At 70.2% G+C, this 16,152-nt stretch carries 16 protein-coding genes; 8 read left to right on the top strand and 8 right to left on the bottom strand.

What is annotated here, in order from left to right; translation table 11 throughout:
- The first annotated feature begins 170 nt into the window (after nt 1–170).
- The 4 genes from ACLVWQ_RS38435 to ACLVWQ_RS38420 all read left to right on the top strand — a co-directional run bounded on the left by ACLVWQ_RS38435 (nt 171) and on the right by ACLVWQ_RS38420 (nt 3,805).
- The gene (locus tag ACLVWQ_RS38435) at nt 171–887 is read left to right on the top strand and encodes a DsbA family oxidoreductase (protein WP_414113948.1); all 717 of its coding nucleotides are present in this window, start codon (nt 171–173) and stop codon (nt 885–887) included.
- A 115-nt stretch (nt 888–1,002) separates the two neighbouring features.
- Nucleotides 1,003–2,052 carry an aminotransferase class V-fold PLP-dependent enzyme gene (locus tag ACLVWQ_RS38430; protein WP_414113947.1) on the top strand — a complete coding sequence of 350 codons (1,050 nt, stop codon included), beginning with the start codon at nt 1,003–1,005 and terminating at the stop codon, nt 2,050–2,052.
- Nucleotides 2,053–2,115: 63 nt separating this feature from the next.
- The gene (locus tag ACLVWQ_RS38425; RefSeq protein ID WP_414113946.1) at nt 2,116–2,733 is read left to right on the top strand and encodes an RNA polymerase sigma factor; all 618 of its coding nucleotides are present in this window, start codon (nt 2,116–2,118) and stop codon (nt 2,731–2,733) included.
- 25 nt (nt 2,734–2,758) lie between these two features.
- Nucleotides 2,759–3,805 carry a maleylpyruvate isomerase family mycothiol-dependent enzyme gene (locus ACLVWQ_RS38420; protein WP_414113945.1) on the top strand — a complete coding sequence of 349 codons (1,047 nt, stop codon included), beginning with the start codon at nt 2,759–2,761 and terminating at the stop codon, nt 3,803–3,805.
- 80 nt (nt 3,806–3,885) lie between these two features.
- Here ACLVWQ_RS38420 and ACLVWQ_RS38415 read toward each other — a convergent pair whose 3' ends face one another.
- Nucleotides 3,886–4,428, bottom strand: a complete 543-nt coding sequence (locus ACLVWQ_RS38415) for a MarR family winged helix-turn-helix transcriptional regulator (protein ID WP_414113944.1) — start codon at nt 4,426–4,428, stop codon at nt 3,886–3,888.
- A gap of 136 nt (nt 4,429–4,564) precedes the next feature.
- Between ACLVWQ_RS38415 and ACLVWQ_RS38410 the strand changes: the two genes are divergently transcribed.
- A complete protein-coding gene (locus ACLVWQ_RS38410) occupies nt 4,565–5,626 on the top strand; it encodes an alkene reductase (protein ID WP_414113943.1) in 1,062 nt (353 codons plus the stop codon).
- A gap of 102 nt (nt 5,627–5,728) precedes the next feature.
- Here the strand turns inward: ACLVWQ_RS38410 and thpD are convergent, their stop codons facing one another.
- The 6 genes from thpD to ACLVWQ_RS38380 form a co-directional block, all read right to left on the bottom strand.
- The gene (thpD, locus tag ACLVWQ_RS38405; RefSeq protein WP_414113942.1) at nt 5,729–6,616 is read right to left on the bottom strand and encodes an ectoine hydroxylase; all 888 of its coding nucleotides are present in this window, start codon (nt 6,614–6,616) and stop codon (nt 5,729–5,731) included.
- 4 nt (nt 6,617–6,620) lie between these two features.
- A complete protein-coding gene (locus tag ACLVWQ_RS38400) occupies nt 6,621–7,025 on the bottom strand; it encodes an ectoine synthase (RefSeq protein ID WP_414113941.1) in 405 nt (134 codons plus the stop codon).
- Between the two features lie 77 nt (nt 7,026–7,102).
- Nucleotides 7,103–8,374: a diaminobutyrate--2-oxoglutarate transaminase gene (ectB, locus tag ACLVWQ_RS38395; protein ID WP_414113940.1), complete on the bottom strand. Its 1,272-nt coding sequence runs from the start codon at nt 8,372–8,374 to the stop codon at nt 7,103–7,105.
- 27 nt (nt 8,375–8,401) lie between these two features.
- Nucleotides 8,402–8,941, bottom strand: coding sequence for a diaminobutyrate acetyltransferase (gene ectA / locus ACLVWQ_RS38390; RefSeq protein ID WP_414113939.1), 540 nt, complete (start codon nt 8,939–8,941; stop codon nt 8,402–8,404).
- A 333-nt stretch (nt 8,942–9,274) separates the two neighbouring features.
- A complete protein-coding gene (locus ACLVWQ_RS38385) occupies nt 9,275–9,883 on the bottom strand; it encodes a DUF1349 domain-containing protein (RefSeq protein ID WP_414113938.1) in 609 nt (202 codons plus the stop codon).
- 169 nt (nt 9,884–10,052) lie between these two features.
- A complete protein-coding gene (locus tag ACLVWQ_RS38380) occupies nt 10,053–11,582 on the bottom strand; it encodes an aldehyde dehydrogenase (NADP(+)) (protein WP_414113937.1) in 1,530 nt (509 codons plus the stop codon).
- Between the two features lie 131 nt (nt 11,583–11,713).
- Between ACLVWQ_RS38380 and ACLVWQ_RS38375 the strand changes: the two genes are divergently transcribed.
- The 3 genes from ACLVWQ_RS38375 to ACLVWQ_RS38365 all read left to right on the top strand — a co-directional run bounded on the left by ACLVWQ_RS38375 (nt 11,714) and on the right by ACLVWQ_RS38365 (nt 14,501).
- Nucleotides 11,714–12,487 (top strand): IclR family transcriptional regulator, encoded by a 774-nt coding sequence (locus ACLVWQ_RS38375; protein WP_414113936.1) that lies wholly within the window; start codon nt 11,714–11,716, stop codon nt 12,485–12,487.
- Between the two features lie 10 nt (nt 12,488–12,497).
- Nucleotides 12,498–12,971, top strand: coding sequence for a GNAT family N-acetyltransferase (locus tag ACLVWQ_RS38370; protein ID WP_414114032.1), 474 nt, complete (start codon nt 12,498–12,500; stop codon nt 12,969–12,971).
- A gap of 78 nt (nt 12,972–13,049) precedes the next feature.
- Complete coding sequence (locus ACLVWQ_RS38365) at nt 13,050–14,501, top strand: peptidoglycan D,D-transpeptidase FtsI family protein (RefSeq protein WP_414113935.1); 1,452 nt, start codon at nt 13,050–13,052, stop codon at nt 14,499–14,501.
- 155 nt (nt 14,502–14,656) lie between these two features.
- On the opposite strand, the gene ACLVWQ_RS38360 is transcribed toward ACLVWQ_RS38365, so the two are convergent.
- Nucleotides 14,657–16,108 (bottom strand): NCS2 family permease, encoded by a 1,452-nt coding sequence (locus tag ACLVWQ_RS38360; RefSeq protein WP_414113934.1) that lies wholly within the window; start codon nt 16,106–16,108, stop codon nt 14,657–14,659.
- Nucleotides 16,109–16,152 lie beyond the last annotated feature (44 nt).

Here is a 16,152-nt window from a genome sequence, read left to right as displayed (position 1 = left end):
TTTCCGGTACGCGCGGAACGGCGCAGTTTTTCAGGGGCGCGGGGAACGGCGCAATCTTTTGGGGCGGCCCCCACCAAGCCGCAGGTGGGAATCAGGACGGGTGGCTGGGTGTTCTTGTCGGGGCGGAGGGTGCCTCCGTCTTTGTCGGACGAGTGGGAAGGGCCCAAGACATGCGCGTCGAGATCTGGAGCGACATCGCCTGCCCGTGGTGCTACGTGGGCAAGGCCCGCTTCGAGAAGGCGCTCGGCGACTTCCCGCACCGCGACGGCGTCGAGGTGGTGCACCGTTCCTTCGAGCTCGACCCGAACCGTGCCAAGGGCGACATCCAGCCGGTCATCCCCATGCTCACCAAGAAGTACGGCATGAGTGAGGCACAGGCCCAGGCGGGCGAGGAGAACCTGGGAACGCAGGCCGCCGCCGAGGGCCTGGCCTACCGCACCCAGGACCGTGACCACGGCAACACCTTCGACATGCACCGCCTGCTGCACCTCGCCAAGGAGCGGGGCCGCCAGGACGAGCTGATCCAGCTCTTCTACCGGGCGAACTTCGCCGAGGAGCGTTCCGTGTTCGGCGACGACGAGCGGCTCGTGGAGCTGTCGGCCGCCGCCGGACTCGACGCGGACGAGGCCCGCAAGGTGCTCGCCGACCCGGCCGCGTACGCCGACGAGGTCCGCGCCGACGAGCGCGAGGCCGCCGAGCTGGGTGCGAACGGCGTGCCGTTCTTCGTCCTGGACCGCAAGTACGGCGTCTCCGGCGCCCAGCCCGCCGAGGTCTTCGCCCAGGCCCTGGAGCAGGCGTGGGCCGGCCACTCGCCGCTCCAGCTGATCCAGCAGGACGACGCCGAGGCGTGCGGTCCCGACGGCTGCGCGGTGCCCCACCAGCACTGAGCCTTCCGTCGGAGCGGGAAAGCGCAGGTCGGGGCCGATCCATAAGCGTTCCTAAGGTGAACCACGTAAAAGTCGGCAATGGACGGGGGGTCCGTCGGGCCGCAGAGTGGTTTCCATGGAGACCTTCGAGAGCCTCGTCCGCGCCGAGTTCGCCCCGGAGAACACGTATCTGAACACCGCGAGCACCGGGCTGCTCCCGGCCCGTGCGGTCACCGCGATGCGGTCCGCCGTCGAGTCCGTGGCGGCCGGGCAGCCGCAGGACATGTTCGCGGACGTGGAGGCGGCCCGCGCCTCCTTCGCCCGGCTTCTCGCAGTCCCGGACAGCCGGGTCGCGGCCGGTGCCTCGGTCGCCGTCTACACCGGTCTGATCGCCGCCTCGCTGCCCTCGGGCGCCGAAGTCCTCACCGCCGAGGGCGAGTTCACCTCGGCGGTGAACCCCTTCCACGTACGCCGTGATCTGAAGGTGCGCACGGTGCCGCTGGAGCGGATCGCCGAGTCGGTGCGTCCCGGCACCGCGCTCGTCGCGGTGAGCGCCGCCCAGTCCGCGGACGGCCGCGTCGTCGACCTTCCGGCGCTGCGCGAGGCCGCACGCGAGCACGGCGCCCGTACGTACATCGACGCATCCCAGGCCGCCGGCTGGCTGCCGCTCGACGCGGACGCGTACGACTATGTCTCCTCCGTCGCCTTCAAGTGGCTCGTCTGCCCGCGGGGCGTGGCCTTCCTCGTCGTTCCGGAGGACTTCGGCGGACTCGACCCGGTCTTCGCGGGCTGGGTCGCCGGCGAGAATCCCTGGGACAGCTGCTACGGGCCGGTCGAGGAACTCGCCCACTCCGCGCGGCGGTTCGACGAGAGCCCCAGCCTCTTCTCGTACGCCGGTGCCCGCCACTCCCTCGAACTGATGGAGGAGCTGGGGGTGGAGACCGTACGTGCCCATGACCTCGGCCTCGCCGACCGCTTCCGGGCAGGTCTGGCCGCGCTGGGGCAGGAGCCGGTGCCGGCGCCGGGCTCCCCCATCGTCTCCGTGCCCGGACTCGGCGTCCGGCAGCCGGAGTTGAGCCGGGCGGGCATCCAGGTCTCCGACCGGGCGGGCAACCTGAGGGTCGCCTTCCACCTGTACAACACGGCCGCGGACGTCGACCGGATGCTGGACGTCCTGTCCGGCTGAGCCCCCGACATTCCCCTGCCCACTGGCGCGCGGCCCACGAGGACGCTAGGAAGGCACCACGAGGTGGTGGTGCCGGTGGAGCCAACTCTCCACACGTCCGAACGGCCGTCCCCGGATGCGGAGTTGCAGCGGCGGCTGGTGTACGGCGACGAGACCGCGCTGGCCGAGGCGTACACGGCGTACGGCGGTCTCGTCCGGGGTGTCGCCGTACGGGTCACGCGCAGCGCGGTGGCCGCCGAGGACGTGGCGCAGGAGGTCTTCGCCCAGCTGTGGAGCAGGCCGTACGCGTTCGACGCGCGCCGGGGCTCGCTGCGCACCTGGCTGTCCCTGCTGGCGCACCGGCGGGCGGTGGACTGGGTGCGCAGTGAGGCCCGGCACCGCAAGGACACCCGCGCGGACGACTCGGCGCTGCACGCCATCCCGGACACCGGACCCGGCCCCGACGAGGCGGTCGTGGACCGCGAACGCTCGCTCCTGCTGCACTCCGCGCTCGCCGAACTCCCGCAGCCCCAGCGGGAGGTGGTCCACCTCGCCTACTTCGCGGGCCGCACCTACCGCCAGGCGGCCGTCGAGCTCGGTATCCCGGAGGGCACCGCCAAGACCCGATTACGGTCCGCGCTGCGGAAGTTGGCCGTGTCCTTGGCGGACCCGACGGATCCGGCGTGGGAAAGGGGCGCATGATGGCGACAGGGGAAGGAGGCCGCCGGTGAGCGAGGACCACGACGGCGTGCCGGAGCTGCTGGCGGCGTGGGCCTTCGGCGCGCTTCAGCCCGCGGACGAGCGGACCGTGCTGCCGCATCTGGCCGGGTGCGCGAGCTGTACCGCCCAGGCGGAGCAACTGCGCCAGACCGTACGACTGTTGGACGGCCCGCCGGGAGCACCGGAACCGGCCGCCGCCGGCCACGGCTCCGCCCTGCCGGACGGGGTGCTCGCGGTCGCGCTGCGGGCCCGGCCCGCCGCGCCTGAGGTCGCCTCGCACGCGGCCCCGTACGCGGCCGCGGTCAGCGGTCTCACGGCGCTGCTGCGCGAGGTGGACGGCGTGGACGGCCGTGGGCCGTGGGGCACGCCGGTCGTGCACGACTGGGACGTCCGCGACACCGTCGGCCATCTGATCGCCGCCGACGAGGCGCTGGCGCGGCGGCTCGGGGTGCGCACGCCCGCGCCGCCCTCCCGGACCACGGAGGAGATGCCGTGGGAGGAGGCATGGGAGGCACGGACCACCGACATGATCGCGTACGAGCGGACGCGCGCGCCCGGGGAGACGGTGGCCGCGTGGTCCGCGCAGAGTGCCGCGCTGCTGGCCACGCCCGAGGCCCGGGACCCCGAACGGGCCGCGCTCGCGACGGTGTTGATGGGCATCCGGCTGCCGGTGGCCGACCATTTCCTGGGGCGTGCCTTCGAGACCTGGATCCACACGGACGACATCGGCCGCGCGCTCGGGCTCACCGTGCCCGCGCCGCCCGAGGCGCATCTGGGCCAGCTGGTCCGCCTCGCCGTCCGCATGCTCGGCATGGCGCTGGGGCCCGCCGCGCCGCCGGTCCTTCTCTCCGTGACGGGGGTCGGGGGCGACGCCCGGTGGGTGCTCGGCGCCGAGGCCGAGCCGGTCCAGGGTGAACTGGCCCTGCGGGCCGTGGACTTCTGCCTGCTGGTGGGCGGACGCCAGACACCGGCCGCGGTCCCCAGGGGCACGGCGGGCGACGCGGACGCCGTACGGAACGTACTGGACCGAGCGGCGTCACTGGCCTGGCTCTAGGGCCTGTTGCCTCAGTCCCCACCGGCCCGCAGGCACCGACACCCTCCGGAGTCCGGGTAACTCCGCCGGCCCCGGCCGGACTAGGTTGCGTCGGGTCCCGGCCCCGTTCCCGTTCCCGTCGGGCAGTCGGACGCCCCCGCGTACAGGTTCGCCTCGACGCGGGCGAGGAGCCCGGTCAGCTGTTCGCGCTCGGTGGGGGTCAGGCCGGCGAGGCTCTGTTCCTCCAGGCCGGTCCAGGCCCGGGTGACCTCGTCGTGCAGCCCGCAGCTGTCGTCCGTCGCCTCGACGAGGACCGCGCGGCCGTCCCTGGGGTCGGGCCGGCGGCGGACGTGCCCCGCCAGCTCCAGGCGCTGGAGCATCTTCGTGACCGTCGACGGATCGAGCTCGACCGCCTTGATCAGCTCCGACTGGCGCACCGGGCCCGCGTCCCACAGGTGCATCATCACGAACTCCTGCCCGGGGTAGAGCCCCGCGCCGCGCAGCATCCTGCCCGCCGCGGCGCGGTGCATCCGGGCCACCCTGGAGATGGCATAGCTGACCGCGCCACCGCACGCCGCGGAGGGCAGGGCTTCGGTACAGGCGGGGTCGGCCTGAGAGGCCGCGACCTCGGGGGTGGCACTCATCCTGGCTCCCGGTTCCGTGCACGTTCGTGTCCGCCAAGCTTTTCACGGAGCATTACTTGGTCGGCCAAGGAATGGTTTACGGTGGCCCCTTGTTCCAATCATTGGCCGACCACATACATTCCCCTCAGGAGCTGCTGTGACCACCGCATACGACCCGATCGACCTGTCCGGCACCCCGCTCACCAACCGCATCGTGATGGCGCCGATGACGCGCAGCCGGGCCGGCGACGGCGGGGCGCCGACCGATCTCAGCGCCGAGTACTACGCCCAGCGCGCCTCCGCGGGCCTGATCGTCACCGAGGGCATCCAGCCGTCCGCGGTGGGCCAGGGCTACCCGGACACCCCGGGCCTGCACAGTGCGGAGCAGATCGCGGCCTGGCGGAAGGTGACCGACGCCGTGCACGCCGCCGGCGGCCGGATCTTCGCCCAGCTCATGCACGCGGGCCGGATCGGTCACCCGACCCTGCTCCCCGACGGACTCGTCAATGTCGGCGCGTCGCCCGTGCGGGCCGAGGGGCAGGTCTACACCCACGAGGGCCCCCTCGACTTCGTCACCCCGCGCGAGCTCACCGGCGACGAGGTACGCGCCACCGTGGGCGAGTTCGCCGCCGCCGCGCGAGGCGCGATCGAGGCGGGCTTCGACGGTGTCGAGCTGCACGGCGCCAACGGCTATCTGATCCACCAGTTCCTCGCCCCCGGCTCGAACCGGCGCACCGACGAATGGGGCGGCTCGGTCGAGAACCGCATCCGGTTCGCGGTCGAGACCGTCAAGGCCGTCGCCGCGGAGATCGGCACCGGACGGACGGGCATCAGGCTCTCGCCCGGCAACCCGTACAACGGCATCCAGGAGCCCGAGCCGGAGCCGACGTACACCGCGCTGGTGGCCGCGCTCGACCCGCTGGACCTGGCCTACCTGCACATCACCGAGGTGGACGAGGCCCGTGAGCTGACGCTCGCGCTGCGCAAGCGGTTCAGCGGCACCTTCATCCTGAACCCGGCGACCGAGGGGCCGACCGGGCCCGAGTCCCTGTCGCTCGTCGAGGACGGCGTCGCCGATCTCGTCGCCTACGGCCGGCTGTTCCTCGCCAACCCCGACCTGCCCGCCCGGCTGCGGGCCGGCGGTCCGTTCAACGAGGCCGACCCGGCGACGTTCTTCGGCGGGGACACGAAGGGCTACACGGACTACCCCGCGCTGTAACCGGCCGGCGAAGCAGCCGGCCCGGTGTCCGGCCCGCGTGGGTTCACGCGGGCCGGACACCGGGCCGATCGCCTGCGGGCGGGACAGCACCGACCGCGGGGGTCACCTCACCGGAGTGAAGTCCCTCGCGCCGATGAAGTCGGGCCGGCGCACCGGCGCCGCGAACGGCTCCACCGCCGCGTTCTCCACGCTGTTGAACACGATGAAGACGTTCGAGCGCGGGAACGGCGTGATGTTGTCACCCGAACCGTGCATGCAGTTGCAGTCGAACCAGGTCGCCGAGCCGGCCCGGCCCGTGAAGAGCTTGATGCCGTGCCGGGAGGCGAACTTGGTGAGCGCCTCGTCGGAGGGCGTGCCCGCGTCCTGCATCTGCAGCGACTTCTTGTAGTTGTCCTTCGGCGTCGCCCCCGAGCAGCCGAGGAACGTGTGGTGCGACCCCGGCATGATCATGAGGCCGCCGTTGGTGTCGAAGTTCTCGGTCAGCGCGATCGAGACGGACACCGTCCGCATGTTCGGCAGACCGTCCTCGGCGTGCCAGGTCTCGAAGTCCGAGTGCCAGTAGAAGCCACTCGCACCGAAACCGGGTTTGACGTTGATCCGCGACTGGTGCACGTACACGTCGGAGCCGAGGATCTGCCGGGCGCGGCCCACCACCCGCTCGTCACGCACGAGTTGGGCGAAGATCTCGCTGGTGCGGTGGACCTCGAAGACCGAGCGGATCTCCTGCGACTGCGGCTCGACGATCGAACGCTCGTCGGCGCGGACCGCCGGGTCGGTGACCATGCGCTCCAACTCGCCCCGGTAGAGCGCGACTTCGTCGTCGTCGATGAGCTGCTCGACGGCGAGGAAGCCGTCCTGTTCGTACGCCCGCAGCTCCGCCCCCGGGATCGGCCCCGGCGCCTGGGGCTCGCTCCACACGACCGGGTCCTGCCGGGGCACGGACACCTCAGCGGCGCCGCGGCTGGGATACAGGTCGGCGACCGTCGTCATCGGATCAGACCTCCTCGGGCTCGGTCAGCAGGGGGTAGACACCGTTCTCGTCATGGTCCTCCCTTCCGGTCACCGGCGGATTGAAGACACAGATGCACCGGAAGTCCTCCTTGACCCGCACCCGGTGCCTCTCGTGTCCGTCGAGGAGGTAGGTGGTGCCCGGCGTGATCGTGTACTTCTTGCCGGTCTCGTCGTCGGTGAGTTCGGCCTCGCCCTCCACGCAGACGACGGCCTCGATGTGGTTCGCGTACCACATCGGGGTCTCCGTGCCCGCGTAGAGGATCGTCTCGTGCACCGAGAAGCCGACCCCCTCCTTGGCGAGGACGACGCGCTTGCTCTCCCAGGTGCCCGACGCGGATTTCACGTGTCGGTCAGTGCCTTCGAGCTCCTTGAACGAACGGACTATCACGGCGGTTCGAAGCCTCCTTCAGGCTGTTTTCCCTGTTTTCTGCCCTGTTTTCCAGGTGTCTTCCCGCTGGGTGCGGTTCAGACCGTCTCTCGGACGGCTCGGGCGAGGGTACGAAGCCCCTCGTCCAGCTCTTCGGGGGTGATGGTGAGCGCCGGGAGGAGTTTCACGACCTCGCTCTCCGGGCCCGACGTCTCGATCAGCAGGCCGAGTTCGAAGGCGCGGTGGGCCACCCGGCCCGCGCGCTCCTTGTCGTGGAACTCCATGCCCCAGACCAGGCCGCGACCGCGGTACTCCTTGACGTCGGCGAGGTTCTCCTCGGTGATGGAGATCAGCGACTGCTCGATCTGCTCACCGCGGGTACGGGTCTGCTTCTCCATGGCGGGCCCGTCGGACCAGTACGTCTCCAGGGCGGCGGCGGCCGTCACGAAGGCGGGGTTGTTGCCGCGGAACGTGCCGTTGTGCTCGCCCGGCTCCCAGACGTCCAGCTCGGGCTTGAACAGGCACAGGGACATGGGCAGCCCGTAGCCGCTGATGGACTTGGAGACGGTCACGATGTCGGGCACGATCCCCGCCTCCTCGAAGGAGAAGAAGGCGCCCGTACGGCCGCAGCCCATCTGGATGTCGTCGACGATCAGCAGCATGTCCTGGCGCTCGCACAGTTCGGCGAGCGCGCGCAGCCACTCGACCCGGGCGACGTTGATGCCGCCCTCGCCCTGCACGGTCTCGACGATGACGGCGGCGGGCTTGTTGAGGCCGGAGCCCTGGTCCTCCAGGAGCCGCTCGAACCAGAGGAAGTCCGGGACCTGGCCGTCGAAGTAGTTGTCGAAGGGCATCGGCGTGCCGTGCACGAGCGGGATACCGGCGCCCGCCCGCTTGAAGGCGTTGCCGGTCACGGCGAGCGAGCCGAGCGACATGCCGTGGAAGGCGTTGGTGAAGGAGACGATGGACTCCCGGCCCTTGACCTTCCGGGCCAGCTTCAGCGCGGACTCGACGGCGTTCGTCCCGGTCGGGCCGGGGAACATGACCTTGTACGGCAGGTCGCGGGGCCGCAGCACCACGTTCTGGAACGACTCCAGGAAGCTGCGCTTCGCGGTCGTCGACATGTCGAGACCGTGGGTGACGCCGTCGCGCTCCAGGTAGTCGATCAGGGCGCGTTTCAGTACCGGGTTGTTGTGCCCGTAGTTGAGTGATCCGGCGCCCGCGAAGAAGTCGAGGTACTCATGGCCGTCCTCGTCGAACATGCGGCTGCCCTGCGCCCGGTCGAAGACGGTGGGCCAGCTGCGGCAGTAGCTGCGCACCTCCGACTCCAGGGTTTCGAAGACGCTCAGGTCGGGCTGGGTGATGGTCATGGTGGTACTCCTCAGGCGTGGGGGTGTTCAGAGCGACAGGGGGCCGATGCGGTGCAGCACTTCTGGATCGTGCGGGCCGTCGGGGAACTGCCCTGTGGCGAACAGGACCTCACGCTCGACGGTCGCACCGTGACGCGCGGCGTACGAGGTGAACAGCCGCTCGGAGGCGGTGTTGCCCGGGGTGATCGTGGTCTCCATGGCGGTCAGCTCGCCCTGGCCGGCGACCTGGAGGGTCAGCCCGTCGAGGAGTGCCGCGGCGAGACCGCGTCCACGGTGTGCGGCGTCGACGGCCACCTGCCACACGAAAAGTGTGGAGGGGCGCTCGGGCCGGAGGTAGCCGGTGACGTAGGCGACCGGCTCGCCGTCGGCCGTGCGCGCCACCGCGGAGGTGCCGGCGAAGTCACGGCACCACAGCAGGTAGCTGTAGGAGGAGTTCAGGTCGAGGGTCTCGGAGTCCTTGGCTATGCGCCAGAGTGCGGCTCCGTCGTCCACGTGCGGACGGTCGATCCGCAGCCCTTCTGGCATTTCCAGGAATTCCGCTTGCAGGTCTGCTTGTGCGGCGGTCATGCCGATTAAATTTACCCAGCAAAAATCGAAATTGCATCGTCGGACGGGGTTACGCGAACGGACCTTGTGTGTTACCCCGCGGGCGCGGGCAGCGCGTACCGTCGATCGAAAGCGCCGTTTTGTCCGGGATATATCAGGCAAAACGACGTGGTTGTGTATTGCGTCACAACCGCGTAATCACCACGAGACGTGCCCGTATCGCGAGATCGATGATCGAAAAATCGTGGTGTTTAAGGTCGGAGAAAGCGGGCAGAAGCTTATGGGAAGCTGCACTGAATTAGAGCAGAATAAGGCGTCTAATTAAAAGCGGATAAGAATTCATGACCGCGGGGTTCAGGAACCGTCCCGCAGATCCGCCGGCCAGTCCGGGCGGAACTCGATGTGGTCGTACGTGACCACGCAGCCCTCCCCCATCGGCGACTGGGTCATGAAGCCGACCAGCGCGGCGCCGGTCTCCTTCTCGTCGGCCAGGGTGAAAAGGCGGACGAAGGTCCAGCGCTCGCCGTCCTTCGAGGCGTGGAAGGCGAAGGCCCTGCCGGTGCGGCTGATCCGGAGCCAGACCGAGCTGCCGTCGACCGTGAAGGAGTTGGCGTCGTCCGAGTGGCCCCGGGTGACGACCGCGCAGACGGTGGGCACGTCCGGGGAGTATTCGAGGCAGAGCTTGGCCCAGGCCCGCTCGGCCACGTGCGCGTAGAGAACACCCGCGTCGAAGGCCCCGCCGAAGCCGACCGTCACGCGGGCGACGAGCTGGAAGTCCCCCTCGGGCGCACCCAGCAGCCGGGGCGCGTCGGACGCCGGGTCCAGCCCCTCGTCGGTGGGCGGCACGAACCGGTCCTGCCGCGGCCCGGCCCACCCGGTGAGCACCCCGCCCTCGTAGGACCAGTGCCCGTCGGGCCCGTAGGTGCGAAGGGGGAAGGGAAGTTCAGGAATTGTCACGTCCATGGACAGATCCTCCCAGCCCCCACCCCCGAACGAGACGAACACCCCCGTTCCCACCCTCTCAGGCCCCCTCAGGGACGCGGGGAACGGCGCGACAAGCCACAGCGGGCCCGCAGCCGACAACCGGCCACGGGCCCAACGGCGCAACCTCGTACTACGGCTACGGCTACGGCTACCGCTCCAGCCGGCCGTCATACCTCCGCGGCAACCCCAACGGATTCCCGTCCCGCAACTCCGCCGGCAACAACGCCTCCGGCGCGTTCTGGTACGCCACCGGCCGCAACCACCGCTCGATGGCCGTCCCACCGACAGACGTGGACGTCGACGTGGTGGCGGGATACGGCCCCCCGTGCTGCTGCGCCGCGGCCACCGCGACCCCCGTGGGCCACGCGTTCACGACCACCCGCCCCGCCAGCGGCGTCAGCTCGGCGAGGATCTCCGCGCCACGCCCCTCCCCGGCCGCCTCCTCCGTGGACAGGTGGACCGTCGCGGTCAGGTTCCCGGGCAGCCGGGCCAGCACCGCGTTCGCCTCGGCGTCGTCCTCGTAGCGGGCGACCACCGTCACCGGCCCGAAGCACTCCTCCAGGAGCAGGTCGTACGCGCCCTCGGCGGTCAGGTTCCCCGCCGGAACCGTCAGGAAGCCGGGGCTCACCGTGTGCTCACTGCCCGCCCCCGGCGTCACCGGCGCGTCCACGTCGGGCAGCCCGATCCGCTCGGCCACACCCGCGACGAAGTTGTCGCGCATCCGGTGGTCGAGGAGGACACCCGCCTCCGTGTCGCTCACCGCGTCCGTCAGGGACTTCAGCAGACGGTCGCCCGCCGCGCCGGCCGGCGCCAGCACCAGGCCGGGCTTCACACAGAACTGGCCGACACCCAGCGTCATGGAGCCCGCCAGCCCCGTACCGATCGCCTCGGCGCGCTCGGCAGCCGCCGCCTCGGTGATCACCACCGGGTTCAGCGACCCCAGCTCGCCGTGGAACGGGATCGGCACGGGCCGCGCCGCCGCCGCGTCGAAGAGAGCACGTCCGCCCCGTACCGAACCGGTGAATCCGGCGGCCGCGATCAGCGGGTGCCCGACCAGCTCGACGCCCGCCTCGAAACCGTGGACCAGGCCGAGGACGCCGTTCGGGATGCCGTGCTCGGCGGCGGCCCGGCGCAGGACGGAGGCGACCAGCTCGGACAGGCCGGGGTGGTCGGGGTGCGCCTTGACGACGACCGGCGAGCCCGCGGCGAGCGCACTGGCGGTGTCGCCGCCGGCGACCGAGAAGGCGAAGGGGAAGTTCGACGCCGAGTAGACGGCCACGACCCCCAGCGGCACCTTGTAACGGCGCAGGTCCGGGATCGGCGGGGTCGCCGTGGCGTCGGGGTGGTTGATCACGACACCGAGGAACTCGCCCTCGTCGACGATGTCCGCGAAGGCCCGCAGCTGATAACAGGTGCGGGCGAGTTCGCCGGTCAGCCGGACCGGGCCGAGCGCGGTCTCCGCGTCGGCCGCCTCCACGAGGTGTTCCTTGGCGCCTTCGAGCTGGTCGGCCGCGGTACGCAGGAAGGCCGCGCGGACCGTGCGGTCGGCGAGAGCCCCCCGGGCTGCGTGCGCGGCGCGGACGACCTCGTCCACCTCCTGGGCTGTGGCTTCCACCGCAACCTGCTCGCGCTGCTTCCCGGTTCGGGGGTCGACACTCCAGACTGGTGCTGCTGCCACCGCGGGTCCCTCCAGATGTAATGCCGCAGTACATGTGCCACTCGCCAGGGGCGTTCGATATGCTGAACGCTGTCTCTGATGGTGAATGTGCTGTCGAGACTATTTCCCGGCGAACTAGGGGGTCAAGGCCGATGTCGGCAGGCGAGACGGGCGGCGGAGCGCAGGTCAAGTCCGCGGTGCGGACGGTTGAATTGCTCGAGTACTTCGCCGGACGCCCCGGCATGCACTCGCTGGCCGCCGTCCAGGAAGCCGTCGGGTACCCCAAGTCAAGTCTTTACATGTTGCTGCGCACGCTTGTCGAGCTCGGCTGGGTCGAGACCGACGCGACGGGCACGCGGTACGGCATCGGCGTACGGGCGCTGCTCGTCGGCACGTCGTACATCGACGGCGACGAGGTGGTGGCCGCGGCCCGGCCGACGCTGGACCGGCTCTCCGACGACACGACGGAGACGATCCACCTGGCCCGTCTGGACGGCACGAACGTCGTCTACCTCGCGACCCGCCAGTCACAGCACTATCTGCGCCCCTTCACACGCGTGGGACGCCGGCTGCCCGCCCACTCCACCTCCCTCGGCAAGGCACTCCTCGCGACGCACACGGACGAGCAGGTCCGCAAGCTGCTGCCGGAGACGCTGCCCGCGCTGACCGAGCACACGATCAGCGACCGGGAGAAGCTCATCGAGGAGCTGCACCAGATCCGGGAGCAGGGGTTCGCGGTGGACCGCGAGGAGAACACGCTGGGGCTGCGCTGCTTCGGCGTGGCGATCCCCTACCGCACGCCCGCGCGGGACGCGATCAGCTGCTCGGTGCCGGTGGCACGGCTGACGCCGGCGCACGAGCAGATGGTGAAGGACGCGCTGTTCGACGCGCGGGACCGGCTCACCCTCGCGACCCGGAGGCTCTGACGTGTACGAGATGGAGGTCGTGCTCCGTGAGGTCCACGACAGCGATCTGCCGGTGTTCTTCCGGCTGATGAACGATCCCGAGTCCCTGCGGTTGGCCGCCTTCACGGCCGCGGACCCCACCGACCGGGACGCCTTCGACGCCCACTGGAAGCGGGTGCTCGCCTCGTCCGCCGTGAACCGTACGGTCCTCGTCGACGGGGACGTCGTCGGCACCGCGGCGGTGTACGGGCCGCCGGGCGAACGCGAGGTGACGTACTGGATCGACCGCGCCCACTGGGGCCGCGGCATCGCCACGGCCGCGCTGCGGGAGCTGCTCGCCGCCGTTCCCGAGCGCCCGCTGTACGCGCGCGCGGCGGCGGACAACGCGGGGTCGCTGCGCGTCCTGGAGAAGTGCGGTTTCCGGGTGACCTCTCGGGCCAGGGGTTTCGCGAACGCGCGCGGCGAGGAGATCGACGAGGTCGTGCTGTCGCTGCGGGACGCGTGAGCGGCTTCATGAAGGGCCGATGAAAAAACCGGATCGAAGGGAACGAACCGCCGCCGCCCGCTCGTCCTTACGAGCGGAATGAACAAAACGATCAGGCGCGCCTCCGTCTTCACCCTGCTGCTCGTGCTCGCTCTGCTGGTCAGGGCGACCTGGGTGCAGTTCTACGACGGCCAGGCGCTCGCAGACGACAAGAACAACCGGCGGAACGCGATAGAGCAGTACGCGCTCCCGCTCGGGAACATCATCGTGGGCGGCAGCACGGTCACCGGTTCCACGCAGACGACAGGGGGCGACCTCAAGTACAAGCGCACGTACACCGACGGCAGTCTGTACGCGGCCGTCACCGGGTTCAGCTCCCAGGTGTACGGGGCCACGCAGCTGGAGGGTGTCTACCAGCAACTGCTCGACGGCACCGACAACCGGCTGAAGAACACCCTCGACACGGTCACCGGCAAGCGCGCCGATCCGGGCGATGTGATCACCACCGTCGACCCGGCCGTGCAGAAGGCGGCCTACGAGGCGCTCGGTGACAAGAAGGGCGGAGCCGTGGCGATCGACCCGAGGACCGGGCGGATCCTCGGCGCCGTGTCCACCCCGTCGTACGACCCCTCGGCGATCAGCACGAGCGACTCCGACGCATGGGACAAGCTGACCAAGGACGCCGACAAGCCCATGACGAACCGGGCGCTGCGGCAGCCGCTGCCGCCGGGCTCCACGTTCAAGCTGGTCGTCGCGGCCGCCGCCCTCGAGGACGACCTGTACTCCTCGGTGGACGAGAAGACGGACAGCGAGAACCCGTACACGCTGCCGGGCACGGCCACCGTCCTGCCGAACGAGAGCAAGTCGGCCCCCTGTGAGAACGCGACGATCCGGGTCGCGCTCCAGTACTCGTGCAACAACGTCTTCGCGAAGATGGCCGTCGAGCTCGGCCAGGACAGGCTGAAGGCGATGGCCGAGAAGTTCGGCTTCAACAACACGTCGCAGGACGTGCCCGTGCGGGCGTACACCAGCGTGTATCCGTCGGACATGGACAAGTCGTCCACGGCGCTGACGGGTATCGGGCAGTTCGACGTGACCGCGACGCCGTTGCAGATGGCCATGGTCTCGGCGGCCATCGCCAACGGCGGGAAGCTGGTCTCGCCCCACATGGTGTCGAAGATCAGCGACGCGGACGGCAACGTGCTGGAGAACTACGACGACCGGACGGAGAGCAAGGAGATCGTCAGCTCGTCCACGGCCGAGCAGCTCCAGTCGGCGATGCAGACGGTCGTCGAGGAGGGCACGGGGACGAACGCGCGGATCTCCGGGGCGACGGTGGGAGGCAAGACCGGTACGGCTCAGCACGGCGAGGACAACAGCAAGACGCCGTATGCCTGGTTCACGTCCTATGCGAAGTCCGACTCCTCGGACAAGGAGGTGGCGGTGGCCGTGCTGGTGGAGCAGTCGGACGCGGCGCGGTCGGAAGTGAGCGGGAACGGGTTGGCTGCGCCGGTTGCCGAGGCGATGATGCGGGCCGCGCTGAAGGGGTGAGCCCGGGGGTCGGCTGCCGGCCCGGTGGGGGCTGGTCGCGCAGTTCCCCGCGCCCCTGAAAGATTGCGCAGTTCCCCGCGCCCCTTGACGGGGCGCGGGGAACTGCGCGACCAGCCACGGCGTGCCCGCGGGCGGCCGGTCTGTTCCGGCAGGGGCTACTTCACGTTCAGGATCTGTTCTATCGGGTCTATCGCGAAGTAGATCAGGAACAGCGCCGACGTTCCCCACAGCAGCCAGTGGACCTCCCGCGCCCTCCCCAGCACCGTCTTGATCAGGACGAACGCCACGAACCCCGCCCCGATGCCGTTGGTGATCGAGTAGGTGAACGGCATCACCGCGATCGTCAGGAACGCCGGGATCGCGATCTCGTACCTGTCCCAGTCGATGTGCTTGACCTGCGTCATCATCAGGAACCCGACCGCGACGAGCGCCGGCGCCGCCGCCTGCATCGGGACGATGGTCAGCAGCGGGGTCAGGAAGAGCGCGCAGGCGAACAGCCCGCCCGTGACCAGGTTCGCGAACCCCGTACGGGCCCCCTCCCCGACCCCGGCCGCCGACTCGATGTACGAGGTGGCGGAGGAGGCGGACGACGCGCCGCCCGCGACCGCCGCGGCGCCGTCGATGAGCAGGACGCGGCCGAGGTTCGGCACCTTGCCCGCCTCGTCGAGGAGCCCGGCCTCGGCGGTGATCCCCACCACGGTGCCCATCGTGTCGAAGAAGTCCGACAGGACCAGCGTGAAGACCAGCAGCACCACGGTGATCACGCTGACCTCACCGAACGCGCCGAACAGGCTGAAGTCGCCGAGCAGCCCGAAGTCGGGCGAGGCCACCACGTCGTCGGGCACCTGTGGCGTGGTCAGGCCCCAGCTCTTGACGTCCGCGATCTCGTTGACGACGACCGCGACGACCGTCATGGCCACGATGCTGATCAGGATCGCGCCCTTGACCTTGCGGGCGAGGAGCCCGATCGTCAGCAGCACCCCGAGACAGAAGACGAGGACCGGCCAGCCGGTCAGCGCACCCGTACCGCCGAGCTGCACCGGCACGGTGGTGCCGGCCGCGTCCGGTATACGGCTGACGAAGCCCGCGTCGACGAAGCCGATGAACGCGATGAACAGACCGATGCCGACACTGATCGCCTGCTTGAGCGGCTGCGGGATCGCGTGCATGACGGCCTCGCGCAGCCCCGTCACCACCAGGACGCAGATCAGCAGGCCTTCGAGGACGATGAGGCCCATCGCGTCGTCCCAGCTCATCAGCGGGGCGATCTGGAAGGCGACGACGGCGTTGAGGCCGAGACCGGCGGCGAGCGCGAGCGGGAGGTTGCCGCCGACCCCCATCACGATCGTCATCACCGCGGCCACCAGGGCGGTGGCGGTGACCAGTTGGACGCTGTCGAGCTGATCGCCGAACTTGTCCTTCGCGCTGCTGAGGATGATGGGATTCAGGACAAGGATGTAGGCCATCGTGAAGAACGTGGCGAAGCCGCCACGCACTTCCCGGCCGAAGGTGGAACCCCGGTCGGAGATCCTGAAGAACCGGTCGACGCTGTTGGCCGGGGGCGGTCCGGCGGCCGGCCGGTCCTCCACCTTCTGTGTTTCGGACATGACTGATACTCCTCGTCACCTGCGTGCCGGGTGTGCGGATGCTG

It is taken from the genome of Streptomyces sp. CWNU-52B, from assembly GCF_047444975.1.
GTDB lineage: Bacteria > Actinomycetota > Actinomycetes > Streptomycetales > Streptomycetaceae > Streptomyces.
Note: the sequence above shows the minus strand (reverse complement) of the source record. Positions and strands in the feature narration are given on the sequence as shown.

Excerpts from the sequence above, each read along its gene's own strand:
- ACLVWQ_RS38365 (WP_414113935.1), top strand. The coding sequence starts at position 13,050 with ATGAACAAAACGATCAGGCGCGCCTCCGTCTTCACCCTGCTGCTCGTG.
- ACLVWQ_RS38415 (WP_414113944.1), bottom strand. The coding sequence starts at position 4,428 with ATGAGTGCCACCCCCGAGGTCGCGGCCTCTCAGGCCGACCCCGCCTGT.
- ACLVWQ_RS38370 (WP_414114032.1), top strand. The coding sequence starts at position 12,498 with ATGGAGGTCGTGCTCCGTGAGGTCCACGACAGCGATCTGCCGGTGTTC.
- ACLVWQ_RS38375 (WP_414113936.1), top strand. The coding sequence starts at position 11,714 with ATGTCGGCAGGCGAGACGGGCGGCGGAGCGCAGGTCAAGTCCGCGGTG.
- ACLVWQ_RS38385 (WP_414113938.1), bottom strand. The coding sequence starts at position 9,883 with ATGGACGTGACAATTCCTGAACTTCCCTTCCCCCTTCGCACCTACGGG.
- ACLVWQ_RS38430 (WP_414113947.1), top strand. The coding sequence starts at position 1,003 with ATGGAGACCTTCGAGAGCCTCGTCCGCGCCGAGTTCGCCCCGGAGAAC.
- ACLVWQ_RS38360 (WP_414113934.1), bottom strand. The coding sequence starts at position 16,108 with ATGTCCGAAACACAGAAGGTGGAGGACCGGCCGGCCGCCGGACCGCCC.
- ACLVWQ_RS38435 (WP_414113948.1), top strand. The coding sequence starts at position 171 with ATGCGCGTCGAGATCTGGAGCGACATCGCCTGCCCGTGGTGCTACGTG.
- ectB (WP_414113940.1), bottom strand. The coding sequence starts at position 8,374 with ATGACCATCACCCAGCCCGACCTGAGCGTCTTCGAAACCCTGGAGTCG.
- thpD (WP_414113942.1), bottom strand. The coding sequence starts at position 6,616 with ATGACGACGGTCGCCGACCTGTATCCCAGCCGCGGCGCCGCTGAGGTG.
- ectA (WP_414113939.1), bottom strand. The coding sequence starts at position 8,941 with ATGACCGCCGCACAAGCAGACCTGCAAGCGGAATTCCTGGAAATGCCA.